Source organism: Streptomyces sp. NPDC055078 (assembly GCF_053607985.1).
This window is the reverse complement of record NZ_JBSGUP010000168.1, coordinates 1-13,384: the sequence shown is the minus strand read 5'-3', so window position 1 is coordinate 13,384 and position 13,384 is coordinate 1. Positions and strand designations below refer to the sequence as shown.

Here is a 13,384-nt window from a genome sequence, read left to right as displayed (position 1 = left end):
GAGCAGACCGTTCGACGCCGCCGCGTTCCCGCTGTGCGGGCCGGGACGGCCGTCCAGGCCGGTGAAGGAGCCGCCCGCCTCCTGGACGACGATCGCGGGCGCCGCCATGTCCCACAGGGACAGCTCGGGCTCGGCACAGAGGTCGATCGAGCCCTCGGCGACCATCATGTATGGCCAGAAGTCGCCGTACCCCCGGCTGCGCCAGCAGGCGCGGGTCAGATCGAGGAAACCGTCGAGCCGCCCCTGCTCCTCCCAGCCGTTCGGCGAGGAGTACCCGAAGGAGGCGTCCTGCACCCTGCCCACCTTGGAAACCCGCAGCCTGGTCGCCGAGGTGAGCGAGCGCCCGGTGTACGCGCCGCCGCCCTGGGCCGCCCACCAGCGCCGGCCGAGGGCCGGGGCCGAGACCACCCCGACGACCGGCTGATAGCCGCCCTCGCCCTGCACCATCAGCGAGATCAGCGTCGCCCAGACCGGCACCCCGCGCACATAGTTCTTGGTGCCGTCGATCGGGTCGACGACCCAGCGGCGCGGCCCCGTGCCCTCGATGCCGTACTCCTCGCCGAGGATCGCGTCACGCGGACGCGCGCGCTGGAGCTGTCCGCGGATCAGCTCCTCCGCCGCCTTGTCGGCCTCGGTCACCGGAGTCATGTCCGGCTTGGTCTCGACCTTGAGGTCCAGAGCCTTGAACCGGTCCATCGTGGCGGCGTCGGCGGCGTCCGCGAGGACATGGGCGAGACGCAGATCGTCGTGGTAGTCGGGCATGGTCATCACTGTATCGGGGACGGTATCGGGGCCGCCGACGGCGGATCGGCGCCCAGCCGCGCCGCGCGACGGCGCCCGCCCGCCCTGTGCGGATCCGCCACCGGGGGTCGGGCCCCTGCTCATGCCCGCCGGGGGCCGCCTCCGTACCGCAGAGCCCCTTGCTCACACCCACCGTCGGTCCCGCTCCCGTACCACCCCGGGCCCGGGGCTCTTGACACCTCGGGGCCGCGCGTCAACTCTGAGCGAAGCGCCGTACGGCGGGGTGGGCATCCGGCCCGGAGCCGTACGGTCCGGGAGGCGACGATGGCCACGGCCCGTGAATCCTTGCTCGACGCCGCGCTCGCGGCCCTCGCCGAACGGCCCTGGTCCGGGGTGCGGATGGTCGATGTCGCCGCCGCCGCCGGACTCTCCCGGCAGACCCTCTACAACGAATTCGGCGGCAAGGACGGACTCGCCCGCGCGCTGGTGAGCCGGGAGGCCGACGCCTACCTCCATGGCGTGGACCGGCTGCTCGGGAGCCTGAGCGGCCCGGTGGACCCGCTGGTCGCCGTCGCCGAGTGGACCGTCGGGGAGGCGCGTGCGAGACCGCTGCTGCGTGCGCTGCTCACCGGCTGCTGGGGCGAACGGCTGCCCGTCCCGAAGCCCTGCCGCCCTGACGCGTCCCCGGCCGGAGCGCCCGCCCAGCGCCGTGCGGACGCGGGCCTGCCGGCCCCGTGCGAGATGATCGCGCTGGTACGGGAACGGGTACTGGCCGCGCACGCACACCCCGGGGAGGCGTCCGGAGCCCTCCACCCCGAGGAGCCGACCGGGGACCTCGCCTACCGCTGTGAGCTGGCGCTGCGGCTCGCGCTCTCCTATGTGGTCGCGCCGATCGGCGAAGGCGTCGGACCACTGGTCCGTACGGCTGTGACCGCCTCAGGCGGTACGCACGACCGGTAAAGACCGGTAAAGACCGGTGCGGAACGAGAAGGACCGGTGAAGACCGGTCAGGACCCGTCAGGACCGGTAGGACCGCAGACGTCCGGCGGCCCGGGTCAGTGGCCCCCCGACCCCGAGAGCTGGAGGCCGATGACGCCGACGATCACCAGGCTGATGGAGACAAGCTTGAGCGTGGAGACCAGATCGTCCAGGAAGACCATGCCGTAAATCGCGGTGCCCGCCGCGCCGATGCCCGTCCACACCGCGTACGCGGGGCCGACGTCGAGCTTCTTCAGCGCCAGGGTCAGCAGTCCGAAGCTGCCCAGCGCGAAGGCGGCGAACGCGATGGTCGGCCACAATCGGGTGAATCCGTGGGACAGCTTGAGACAGACGGCGAAGCCCGTCTCCAGAATTCCGGCGACCACCACCAGCAGCCACGCCATGGCCAGTGCCTCCCCTAGTCGGTGACTGCTTCTCGTCGGCGACTGCTTCGTCGGACTTGATCCGATTATGCACTTACCAACATCCGATGGGTGCAAACGTGCCCGGTTCAGTCGCCTTCGCGTCGCTCCCGGGTGGCGAGCAGCCGTCGCAGCGAGTACAGCCGCGCCGGATCGGCGTGGCCCTCGGCTACCCAGTCGTCCAGTGCGCAGTCCGGCTCGTCGTGGCTGCACGCGCGCGGGCAGTTCTCCGTACCCGGCACCAGATCGGGGAAGGCGAGGATCACCCGGGACGGGTCGACATGGTTCAGCCCGAACGACCGGATGCCCGGGGTGTCGATCACCCAGCCGCCCTGCTCGTCCGCCAGCGGGAGGGCGAGCGCCGAGGTCGTGGTGTGCCGGCCGCGCCCGGTGACCGCGTTGACCACTCCGGTACTGCGGCGGCGCCCCTCAGGGACGAGGGCGTTGACGAGGGTCGTCTTGCCGACGCCCGAGTGGCCGACGAACGCCGTGGTGCGGCCCGACAGATGCTCGTGCACCCGCTCGGCGGCGACACCGTCCACGAACTCGTCGCGGGTGGTGACGACATGGGGGACGCCGAGCGCGCCGTACATCCCCAGCAGTTCGTCGGGGGAGGCCAGATCCGACTTGGTCAGGACGAGAAGGGGCGAGAGACCGCCGTCGAACGCGGCGACCAGACAGCGGTCGATCAGCCGTGGGCGCGGCTCGGGGTCGGCGAGGGCGGTGACGATGGCGAGCTGGTCGGCGTTGGCGACGACCACCCGCTCGAAGGGATCGTCGTCGTCCGCCGTCCGGCGGAGTACGGATGTCCGCTTCTCGATGCGGACGATACGCGCCAGGGTGTCCTTGGCCCCGGAGAGATCGCCGACGAGGGAGACCCGGTCGCCGACCACGGCGGCCTTGCGGCCCAGCTCGCGCGCCTTCATCGCCATGACGACCCGGTCGTCGACGAGGCAGGTGAGCCGCCCCCGGTCGACGGTGAGGACCATGCCCTCGGACGCGTCCTCGTGCTTGGGGCGGATATTGGTCCGCGGCCGGTTGCCCTTGCGGTTGGGGCGGACGCGGATGTCGTCCTCGTCGGGGTTCTTGCCGTAGCGCCGCATCGTCGGTCCCCGTTCAGCTTCCCGCTCTGCCCGCTGTTCCCGTTGTTCCCGCCGTTCCCGCTGTGAGCATCGTGTCCCACATGCTCGGGAAGTCGGGCAGGGTCTTCGCGGTGGTCGCGACGTTCTCGATCCCGACGCCGTCGACGGCGAGGCCGATGATGGAGCCGGCCGTCGCCATCCGGTGGTCGTCGTACGTGTGGAACACCCCGCCGTGCAGCGGGCGCGGGCGGATGTGCAGACCGTCAGCCGTCTCGGTCACATCGCCGCCCAGCTCATTGATCTCCTTGGTGAGCGCGGCCAGCCGGTCCGTCTCGTGCAGCCGCAGATGGGCGACGCCCCGCAGCGTGGACGGGGAGTCGGCGAGCGCCGCGACGGCCGCGATGCCCGGGGTCAGCTCGCCGACCTCGCTCAGATCGACGTCGATGCCATGGACCCGGCCCGTACCGCTGAAGGTCAGACCGGTCTCCGTCAGCTCGCAGGAACCGCCCATCTCGGTGAAGATCCCGCGCAGCGCGTCACCGGGCTGGGTGGTGCGCTCGGGCCAGTCGGGGATGGTGACCCGGCCGCCGGTGATCAGCGCGGCGGCCAGGAACGGCTGGGCGTTCGACAGATCGGGCTCGACGGTGAGATCCCGGCCGAGCGTCGCGGAGGGGGAGACCCGCCAGACATTGGGCTCGCCGCCGGTCTCCGGCTCGTCGACCTGGGCACCGACGGCGCGCAGCATGTCGACGGTCATCCGGATGTGCGGCATGGAGGGGAGCCGGGCGCCGGTGTGGCGGACCTCGACCCCCTGGTTGAAGCGGGGCGCGGACAGCAGCAGCGCGGAGACGAACTGCGAGGAGGAGGACGCGTCGATCTCCACGGAGCCGCCGTCCAGCGCGCCGCCGCCGTGCACGGTCATCGGGAGCGAGCCACGGCCCTCGTCGTCGATCCGGGCGCCGAGGACGCGCAGGGCGTCGATCACGCCGTGCAGGGGGCGCTCGTACGACCGGGGATCGCCGTCGAAGCGGACCGGGCCGTCCGCCAGGGTGGCGACGGGGGGCAGGAAGCGCATCACCGTGCCGGCGTTGCCGACATCGACGGTGGCGGGGCCGATGAGGCCCGCAGGGATGACGCGCCACACCTCGCCCTCGCCGTCCGGGCCCACACCCTCCTCGATACCGACGCCGAGGGCGCGCAGCGCGTCCGCCATCAGCAGGCTGTCCCGGGAGCGCAGCGGGCGGCGCAGCCAGCCGGGGTCGGACGCGAGGGCCGCCAGGACCAGGGCGCGGTTGGTGACCGACTTGGATCCGGGCACGGTCACCGTCGCTTCGACGGCTCCGGTCGCGAACGGGGCGGGCCAGAGGGCAGGGTGCACGGAGGCTTCGGTCATGGCCTTCACTTTAGTGGCTCGCGGGGAGCCCGGATCTTGATCAAATGTGTTGAAACCGGGGCGTAATCCATGAGTGGTAGTGAGCCTTCCGCCGCGTCCGACCGGCCCGCGCCATCCGGGCCCGTCCCCGCGCCATCCGGACCCGTCCCCCGAGGTCGCGCCCGTCCCCGTACCCCCGCTGCTACAGATCCAGCAGCCAGCGTCCGCCGCCGATCAGTGAGCAGATCGAGACGGCGTGGAAGAGCAGGAACCACATCGCGGCCGGGACATGGGTCAGCCGGGAGAGCTGGTCGGCGTCCGAGTCGGGGGCTCCGCCGTGGCGGCGCTTGGACTGGAGCTCGAAGGCCGGTGGCACCCCGCCCAGCAGCAGGAACCAGACCGCCGTATACGCGAACGCCGCCTGGACCTCGGGCGGTGCCAGCCAGGAGACCAGGACGAAGGCGGCGCCGGTGAGGATCACGGTGAGCGCGCCGTAGGCGTTGCGGATCATCATCAGCATCGCCAGCAGCAGGGCGGTGGCCAGCCACAGCAGCAGGGTGATCCGGTCGGCGCCGAGCAGTGCGGCACCGCCGAGGCCGAGCAGGGGCGGCGCGGTGTAGCCCGCGGCGGCGGTGAGGACCATGCCCAGGCCGGTCGGCCGGCCCCGGCTCACGGTCAGTCCGCTGGTGTCGGAGTGCAGCCGGATGCCCTCCAGGCTGCGGCCGGTCAGCAGGGCGATCAGCCCGTGGCCGCCCTCGTGGGCGATGGTGACGGCGTTGCGCGAGAGCCGCCACAGGGGCCGGGGGACCACCACGGCGAGGGCGAGCGCGGCGGCGGCTATGACAAGCCATTCGTCGGGTGCCGGCTGGGTGCCGGAGACACGGTCCCAGAGGCTGCCCATCGATGCGCTGCTGAGGGTGGAAGCGGAGTCCGGGCTTTCCATTTCTGGGGCAGCTCCTTGGGCGGCGGGCGGGAGTGGGCAGTCTGGCACCTATGTGCGGACGGTATCTGAGACGCCGCAGCAGCAGGGATCGTTCCTCCCGGCAAACGTGCAGGTCGCAACGGTAGAGCCCGGGAGCTGTCCAGGGCCCTTGCACTACCCGTGCCGACACCCAGGGCCCAGGCGTAGGTCCGTGCTGCCGGGGCGCCGTGTTTCCAGCGCGAGGGTCGCCTCGCGCACGGACTCCTCTGTCGCCGTGAGCAGGTCCTCGACTGTCGCCGTGAGCACGTCCTCGACCTGGTCCAGCAGGATCGAAGCCGGCCTGCCGGAGCGGGGCTCGTCCATCAGCCCGTCCAACCGCATCCGGATGAACTCCGGAAAGAACTCCGGAAAAAGCTCCGGAGAAACCCCGGATGAACCCCGAGACCTACTACGTGGTCACGTTCCGGTGATCACTTCGTCCCCCAGCGGGGACGAGACGATCGGCTCACGGGGGGTGAAGGTGACCGGGAGGGCCTGGGGGCCGCGGAACGTCGGGGCGTAGCCCCAGTCGACCTCGTCGCTCGGGATGTCCAGGGTCAGGTCCGGCAGGCGGCTGAACAACGTGGTGATCGCGATCTCCGTCTCCAGCTTCACCAGATGGCTGCCCAGGCAGGTGTGCACGCCGTGGCCGAACGCCAGGTGCGGGCGGGCATCACGGGTGAGGTCCAGGGCGCCGGGGTCGGGGAACCGGTTCGGGTCGTGGTTCGCCGCCGCCAGCGACAGCAGCACCACGTCGCCCTCTCCCACGCGGGCGTCCGCGATCGTCATGTCCTCGCTCGCATACCGGTACTCCGCCACGTGCGACGGCGAGTCCAGGCGCAGCAGCTCGTTGATCGCCTGGGACCAGTCGATGTCGCCGCAGAGCAGGGCAGCTCGCCGGTCGGGGTGGCCGAGCAGGCGCAGGATGGTGGTGCCGAGGAACTGGATCGTGGTGATGTGACCGGCACCGATCAGGGTCATGACCATCACCTCCAGCTCGTCCCCGGTCAGCGCGCCCGACTCGATCAACCGCGTCGGGAGGTCGTCCCCCGGGTGCGATCGTTTGTAGGCCACCAGCTTCCGGACGTAACCCAGCAGCTCGGCCAGCTTCACCTCGTCACGCGGCTGCTGGAACTTCGCGCGGTACCACATGTCCAGCACATCGGCGGCGGGCGCGCGCTCGGCTTCCGGGACGCCGAGCAGGTCATGCATGACGGCGACGGGGATCTCCCGGGTGTATTCGGCGACGAGGTCCGCGCGCCCCCGCCCGGCGAACGACTCGATGGCGTGCGCGCAGGTCCGGGCGGTGCGATCGCGCAGGCGGGACACCGCGGCGGGGGTGAACGCCGCGGCGATGAGCCGGCGCAGCCTGGCGTGTCCGGGTTCGTCCAGATTGGACAGACCGGGCGGGTGCGGGTCGGGGTTGACCGGGGCGCCGCTGCCCAGGCGGCGGTCCGCCAGGCAGGCGCGGACGTCGTCGTACCGGGTCACCAGCCACATCCGGCCCGGGACGTGCGGTCCGCCGACGGGGCAGACCGGGTCGTGCTCGCGCAACCAGGCGTAGCCCGGGTACGGGTCGGCGGTCACGACGGCCGACCGGCGATCAGCAGCTTCTCCAGCGGGGACGCGGCGAGGGGCACGACCCGCGTCTCGGTGAGCCCGGCCTCGCCCAGCCATGCCGCGAGATCGGCGTAGCGGTGCAGACCGCCGCCCTGGCCGTGCCACAGGGTCAGGCCGAACGTGCCGAGGAACCCGGCCGCGGCCGGGCCAAGACCGGCCGGTGGTTCCCGGTCGTGGTCGAGGATGGCGATGCTTCCCGTGGGGGACAACGACTTCGCCGCGCGCTGCAACAGCTCGCGGCATTCCTCGGGGCCATGGCCGTGCAGGACGTTGAACAGCAGCACCAGGTCGTGCCCGGAACCCAGGTCGTCGGTGAGGTAGTCGCCTGCCCGCGCCGTCACCCGGTCCGGCGGGGCGTCTTCGCGGAGGGCCTTGATCGTCTCGGGCAGGTCGAAGACGGTGGCCCGCACGTCCGGGCGACGGCGGCACAGTTCGACGGTGTGGTCGCCGTGGCCACCCCCGATGTCCAGGACGGTCGCCGCGGGAGGCAGCGCGGCGGCGATGTCATCGGCCAGGTCCGCGGCGGCGCCGGCGAACATCCGGCGCAGGCGGGCCGCGGTGGCGGGGCGCTCGCGCAGCCAGGGGTAGAAGCCGCGGCGGGGCGTGCCGGTACGGATGGTGTCCTCGATGTCGGCCCAGTACTCGAACAGGACCTCGTGCCAGAACAGTTCGAGGTCCACCGGGCCGGGCGTCGCGGCGGTCGTGACCCCGTCGGAGTCGCCGTCACGCCGCAGGTAGCCGAAGGTCACCAGGACGTTCACCAGGCTGCGCACCCCGGCCGGGTCACCGCCGATCGTGGTGGCCAGCTCCTCGACGGACAGCGGGCCGGCTTCCAGCGCGGTGAACACCCCGAGCCGGACACCGGCGATCATGGCCCGGTACCCGGCCGCGCCGAGCCGGTCCAGTACCGGAGCCGGGACACCAGAGGATTCTTCGGGCAAGGGCATGATCATCCACTTCCGGAAAGCGCGCCGGCACCGGTGAGGAAGTCCAGGTGCCTGCGCAGCATTCGCTCGTTGGCCGGGGGGAACTCCACCCCCGCCTCGGCCGCGGCGGCCCAGGTGCGGGAGCAGTCGAACCGCGGGTGCGGGCGGGGGCGTTCGGGCAGGGAGAAGGCGAGCGGGGCGAAAGGCCCGGCCGGGTCGGCGAGCATCCGCTCCCGCCATCGGTGGTACGGCACCACCTCGGTCGGGTGACCGGCGGAGGTGAGGGCGGCGGCGAGGGCGGTACGGGTGATGCCGCCGTCGCCGTGGTAGTGGTGGTCCCGGCCGAGGTGGGTCGGGGCCTGTGCGAGCGCGACGATCGCCGCGGCCACCGTGTCCACGGGCACCATGTCCAGCACCTCGGCGGTGTCCGGGACGGCGCCCGCGGCGATGCATGCGGTGAGCCAGCGGCTGAACGCGGAGCGCGGGGCGGCGGCGCCGGTGGCGGTGTCGCCGACGATGGCCGCGATGCGGTGGATCGAGACGGGCAGGCCATGGCCGCGGGCGGCGGCGGCCATGGCGTCGGCCACCCATTTGCTGAGGTCGTAGCCGCTGGTGAGGCCGCTCGGGTCGGTGGGAGTGTCGGCCTCGGTGACGACGCGGCCGTCGTACGCGTCACCGAGGAAGACCCCGAGGGTGGAGATCAGGTGCAGCGGGGCGCCGCTGTCGCCGGCCAGGCGCAGGATCGCGGCGGTGGCGTCGACGTGGGCGGGTTTGAGGGTGTTGTAGGGCGCGGCGAAGTGCGGCACGGCGGCATTGTGGTAGATCGCGTCCACGGTCGTGAGGGTGTCGTGATCCTCTGTGGACAGACCGAGGCCGGGTACGGACAGGTCGCCGGGGACCGGGATCACGCGGTCGGTGACCGGCAGCCGATCGATCGAGCCCTGGCGGACGAGGCAGTGGATCCGGGCGTCGGTCCGGGCCAGGAGCTGGTCGAGGAGGTGGCGGCCGAGGAAGCCGGTGGCGCCGGTGAGCAGGATCCGGCGCGGTGTGCCGGCCGAGGGGACGCCGGGTGGGTGGACGGTACGGAGACGGATGTCGGGTGAGTGGACGGTGCGGAGACGGATCTCGGGCGGGGGGACAGCGTCGGCGCGCAACCGGTCGACCGTGGGCAGGTCCGCCGAGGCACCGTCATCGATGGCTGCCGCGAACGCCGCCACGGTGGGGGCGGTGAACAGGGTGCGCATCGGCACCGTGACGCCGAGGCGGTCGCGGACGGCGGCGAGGACATGGGCGGCGATGAGCGAGTGCCCGCCGATGGCGAAGAAGTCCGCGGTGCGGCCCACGTCGGACTGGTCGAGAACGGTGGCCCAGATGGCGGCGACGGCTCGCTCGGTGGCGGTCCGGGGCGGATCCGCCGGGACTGAAGGGTTGGTGGGGCTGGTGGGGCTGGCGGGGGGTTCGGGGAGGGCGGTGTTGTCGACCTTGCCGGTGCTTGTGGTGGGAAGGGCGTCGAGGACGACCACGGTGTCCGGCACGAGATACGCGGGCAGGCGGTCGGCGCAGAAGGCGCGCAGACCGGGAACGTCCGGGACGGCGACCCGCGGGTCGGGGGCGGTCGGATCGGGTGCGTTCCGGGCAGGTGTGGTCGAGGCCGGGGCGCCGACGTAGCCGATGAGGCGGTCGCCCCTGGCCACCACCACGGCCTCCGTGACGGCCGGGTGCGCGGCGAGCACGGCCGCCACCTCCCCCGGCTCCACCCGGTTGCCGCGGATCTTGACCTGGTCGTCGGCCCGGCCGACGAACTCCAGCGTGCCGTGCGGGTTCAGCCGCGCGAGGTCGCCGGTCCGGTACATGCGGGCGCCGGGGCGGTCGCCGTACGGGTCGGCGAAGAACGCCGCGGCGGTCGCGGCCGGGTTTCCCCGGTACCCCCGGGCGGGCGCCGTCCCTCCGATGTAGATCTCACCGACCACGCCGACGGGCACCCGGCGCAGAGCCCGGTCGAGGAGGTGGACGCGGACGTTCGGCAGCGGGCGGCCGATCGGCAGCCGGGTGGGGTGCTCGTGGCCGTCGGCGGTGCGATGACTGGTCGCACAGACGGTGGCTTCCGTCGGGCCGTAGTGGTTGTGGAGGGGAATGCCGTGCTTCGCCCACGCGCGGACGGTCGCCGCCGGGACGATGTCGCCGCCGACCATCATGATCTCCAACGGGAGGCGTTCCCCATCGAGATCGGCCACCCAGCGCTGCCAGAGGGGAGCCGCCGTGTCCACCGCGGTCAGTCGGTGCTCGACGCAGAGCTTGAGGAGGTCGGGTCCGGTGAGGCCGCCCGGGTCGGGGTGGATGACCAGGGTGGCCCCGGCCGCGAGGACCGGGAAGATGTCGCCGAACGCGGCGTCGAAGTGCGGGGGCGGGACCATGAGGAGGCGGTGCGCGGCGGTGAGGCCGTGTTCGGCGATGAACGCGGTGGTGAGGTTGAGGAGAGTGTCGTGCTGTACTTCGACGCCCTTGGGTTCGCCGGTGGAGCCGGAGGTGTGGACGACGTAGGCGAGCTGGGACGGGTGGATGGGCGTGGGTTCGTGGTGGCCGGTGGCGGGGAGGGCGTCGCGGGTCAGGACGGTCTTCGCACCGCTGGCGGTGATCAGGGCGTGTTGGCGGGAGGGCGGCTGGGCGGGGTCGATGGGGACGAAACATCCGCCCGCCTTGAGCACGCCGAGGATCGCGATGATCGCGTCGGCGCTGGACGGGATGGTGATCGCGACCGGGTCCTCGCTCCGGATGCCGGCCTCGCGCAGGTGGCGGGCGACGGCTGAGGATCTGCGGTCCAGGTCCCGGTAGGTGAGGGGAGCGGCGGCGAGGTCGAGGACGGCGGTGGCGTCAGGGGTCCGGGCGGTGTGGGCCGCGATCAGGTCCACCACGGTCGTGGCGGCCGGTCGGGTGTGGACGGCCAGGCCGGTGGACGGCGTGTCCGGTCCGCCGGGGGAGGCCGGCTCGGACCGGGTGTCGAGGGCGGTGTGGACGGCGCTGTCGGCCGGGGACAACAGGTCCAGGTGGGACAGCGGAAGACCGGGGTCGCGGGCCACGGCCTCCATGACCGCCAGCACCTGGTCGGCGATCCTGGTGATCGTGTCCGCCTCGTACCGGTCGGTGCGGTAGTCGATGAGGGCGGGCCAGTCGCCCTCGCGTTCCCTGATGTGGAGGGTGAGGTCGAAACGGCTGGTGGCGCGGTCGATCGGCAGCGGGGTGGCGGTCAGGCCGGTGAAGGTGACGGGGGCCGTCTCGCGGTTGAGGACCAGCATCGTCCGGAACAGCGGGTGGTCCTCCCGTGAGGCCCGTGAGGTGGGGACCGTGGTGAGGATGTCGGCCAGGGAGATGTCGGCGTGGTCCATCGCGTCGGCCACCACCCCGCCGGCGTCGGCGAGCAGGTCGCGGGGGGTGGCTCGACGGTCTGTGCGGAGCCGGAGCGGGAGGGTCGTGACGAACATGCCGATCACGTCGTCCCACCCGGGCGGGCGGGTGCCGACCGGGGCGCCGACGACGAGGTCGTCACCACCGTCCCGGGTGGAGGAGACGATGGCGAAGACGGCGAGGAGACCGGCGAAGGTGGTGGCCCGCTCGCCCCGGCACCAGGTGGCGAAGCGGCGGGCGAGCCCGGCCGGGACGGTGAACCGGTGGGTGGCACCGGGGACAGCGCCCGCGCGGCGGGGGTGAGCCGGGCCCGGGCCGGATTCCGGGTGCGGCGATCCGCCCGGCGTGGGGGCCCAGGCCGTGCCGTACGGGTGGTCCGGCGAGGGTCCGGAGGCAGGCGGGGCGTCGCGGAGTGTCTCAGCCCAGAATTCGGTGGTCCGTTGCCGTGGACCCACGGCTGCCGGCGCGGGGACCGGTAGTCCCGGTGCGCCGGTCCCCGTGCCGAGCGCGGCCCTCGGCCCCTCGACATCCGTGGCCCTCGGCCGCTCGACATCCGTGGCACCGGACAGGGGCGAGGAGACCGGATCCACGGTGGTCAGGGTCGTCAGCAGGATCGCCAGCGATATGTCGTCGCAGATGATGTGGTGAGCGGTGATCGTCAGGAGATGGGTCGTGGGGGCGGTTCTGATCAGATGGGCTCGCACCAACGGGCGCCGGGTCAGGTCGAAGGGGTGGTCGGCGTCCCGGGCGGCCAGGCGTTCGGCCTCGGGCCACGGGTCCGCGTGAGCGCTCAGGTCGGTGGTGCGCCAGGCCCTCGCCGACAACTCGTCCGTGTAAGGCGCCGCGCTCAGCCGCGGGGTGTCGTCATGGACGACGATCGCCGATCGCAGGACGGGATGGGTGGCCAGGGTGTGGGCGAACCTGGCGCGCAGGTCCGCCTCGTCGAGCGCACCCTCCAGCCGGAACGCGGCGTGCACGACGTAGGCGCCGTTGTCCTGGCCCGCCTGGTGGATGATCCACAGTCCGTGCTGCGGGCCGGACAGCCGTCCTGGTGGAGCGGGCACCGCCACCGGCATTTCCGGGTTGTCCGGGTTGTCCGGGACCTCTGGGGTCTCTCGGACCTCCGGGACCTCCGGGACCTCCGGCATCTCCGGGACCTCCGGGACCTCCAGGTTCTCCGGGACCTCTGGGACCTCTCGGACCTCCGGGACCTCCGGAGTATCGGGATCGCCCTGGCCCGCATCGATCGCGGCGGCCAGGGCGGCGACGGTGGGGTTGGCGAACAGGGTTCGGATCGTCACTTCCACGCCGACCGACGCCCGGATCATGGCGACGGCCTTCGCTGCCGCCAGGGAATGGCCGCCGGACAGGAAGAAATCGTCGTCGCGGTTCACCGGGCGGGCCAGCAGGCGCGCGAAGATCTCCGCGAGCGTGGTCTCCAGACCCGGGTGCGGATCAGGGGCGGCGACATCCTCCGCCGGTGGGGGCAGAGCGCGTACGTTCAGCTTTCCGGAGCTGGTCAACGGGAAGGCGTCCACGGACACCATCGCCGACGGCACCAGGTAGGCGGGAAGAACACGGCTCAGCCGCTCCCGCACCCTCGGCCAGCGGGGCCGCCCGGCGGCCGGGATCACATAGGCCACCAGGCGGTCACCGTCACCGGCCACGCGGGCGTCGGCGATCTCCGGGTCCGCCCGCAGCGCCGCCTCCACCTCGGCCGGTTCCACCCGGTGACCACGCACCTTGAGCTGCGCGTCCACCCGCCCGACGAACTCCACGACACCGCCCGGCCGGCGCCGCGCCAGGTCGCCCGTCGCGTACATGCGCGCGCCGGGGACCGGCGAGAACGGGTCGGCGACGAAACTCGTCGCCGACCGGCC

General features: G+C 72.6%; 10 protein-coding genes. 1 reads left to right on the top strand and 9 read right to left on the bottom strand.

Features of this window, described 5'->3' with window-relative positions; translation table 11 throughout:
• Nucleotides 1-762: histidinol-phosphatase (hisN, locus tag ACWF94_RS16630; RefSeq protein ID WP_453488143.1), on the bottom strand; the 762-nt coding region annotated here is incomplete at its 3' end.
• Nucleotides 763-1,065: 303 nt separating this feature from the next.
• Between hisN and ACWF94_RS16625 the strand changes: the two genes are divergently transcribed.
• On the top strand, nt 1,066-1,701 hold the full coding sequence (locus ACWF94_RS16625; protein ID WP_453488142.1) for a TetR/AcrR family transcriptional regulator: 636 nt from the start codon (nt 1,066-1,068) through the stop codon (nt 1,699-1,701).
• 95 nt (nt 1,702-1,796) lie between these two features.
• Here ACWF94_RS16625 and ACWF94_RS16620 read toward each other — a convergent pair whose 3' ends face one another.
• The 8 genes from ACWF94_RS16620 to ACWF94_RS16585 all read right to left on the bottom strand — a co-directional run.
• Nucleotides 1,797-2,123, bottom strand: a complete 327-nt coding sequence (locus tag ACWF94_RS16620) for a DMT family transporter (RefSeq protein ID WP_453488140.1) — start codon at nt 2,121-2,123, stop codon at nt 1,797-1,799.
• Between the two features lie 107 nt (nt 2,124-2,230).
• Nucleotides 2,231-3,244 (bottom strand): ribosome small subunit-dependent GTPase A, encoded by a 1,014-nt coding sequence (gene rsgA / locus ACWF94_RS16615; RefSeq protein ID WP_453488138.1) that lies wholly within the window; start codon nt 3,242-3,244, stop codon nt 2,231-2,233.
• Between the two features lie 13 nt (nt 3,245-3,257).
• Entirely contained in the window at nt 3,258-4,616 is a 1,359-nt protein-coding gene (gene aroA, locus ACWF94_RS16610) for a 3-phosphoshikimate 1-carboxyvinyltransferase (protein WP_453488136.1), read from the bottom strand.
• Between the two features lie 181 nt (nt 4,617-4,797).
• Nucleotides 4,798-5,538, bottom strand: coding sequence for a M50 family metallopeptidase (locus tag ACWF94_RS16605; RefSeq protein ID WP_453488134.1), 741 nt, complete (start codon nt 5,536-5,538; stop codon nt 4,798-4,800).
• A 153-nt stretch (nt 5,539-5,691) separates the two neighbouring features.
• Nucleotides 5,692-5,898 carry a hypothetical protein gene (locus ACWF94_RS16600; RefSeq protein WP_453488132.1) on the bottom strand — a complete coding sequence of 69 codons (207 nt, stop codon included), beginning with the start codon at nt 5,896-5,898 and terminating at the stop codon, nt 5,692-5,694.
• A 75-nt stretch (nt 5,899-5,973) separates the two neighbouring features.
• The gene (locus ACWF94_RS16595) at nt 5,974-7,143 is read right to left on the bottom strand and encodes a cytochrome P450 family protein (RefSeq protein WP_453488131.1); all 1,170 of its coding nucleotides are present in this window, start codon (nt 7,141-7,143) and stop codon (nt 5,974-5,976) included.
• A complete protein-coding gene (locus ACWF94_RS16590; protein WP_453488129.1) occupies nt 7,140-8,123 on the bottom strand; it encodes a methyltransferase in 984 nt (327 codons plus the stop codon). The genes ACWF94_RS16595 and ACWF94_RS16590 overlap by 4 nt, the downstream gene beginning before the upstream one ends.
• 2 nt (nt 8,124-8,125) lie before the next feature.
• Nucleotides 8,126-13,384: amino acid adenylation domain-containing protein (locus tag ACWF94_RS16585; RefSeq protein WP_453488127.1), on the bottom strand; the 5,259-nt coding region annotated here is incomplete at its 5' end.

Bases quoted from the DNA above. Each gene is read 5' to 3' on its own strand.
- ACWF94_RS16625 (WP_453488142.1), top strand. From the start codon at position 1,066: ATGGCCACGGCCCGTGAATCCTTGCTCGACGCCGCGCTCGCGGCCCTC.
- ACWF94_RS16620 (WP_453488140.1), bottom strand. From the start codon at position 2,123: ATGGCGTGGCTGCTGGTGGTGGTCGCCGGAATTCTGGAGACGGGCTTC.
- rsgA (WP_453488138.1), bottom strand. From the start codon at position 3,244: ATGCGGCGCTACGGCAAGAACCCCGACGAGGACGACATCCGCGTCCGC.
- aroA (WP_453488136.1), bottom strand. From the start codon at position 4,616: ATGACCGAAGCCTCCGTGCACCCTGCCCTCTGGCCCGCCCCGTTCGCG.
- ACWF94_RS16605 (WP_453488134.1), bottom strand. From the start codon at position 5,538: ATGGAAAGCCCGGACTCCGCTTCCACCCTCAGCAGCGCATCGATGGGC.
- ACWF94_RS16600 (WP_453488132.1), bottom strand. From the start codon at position 5,898: ATGCGGTTGGACGGGCTGATGGACGAGCCCCGCTCCGGCAGGCCGGCT.
- ACWF94_RS16590 (WP_453488129.1), bottom strand. From the start codon at position 8,123: ATGCCCTTGCCCGAAGAATCCTCTGGTGTCCCGGCTCCGGTACTGGAC.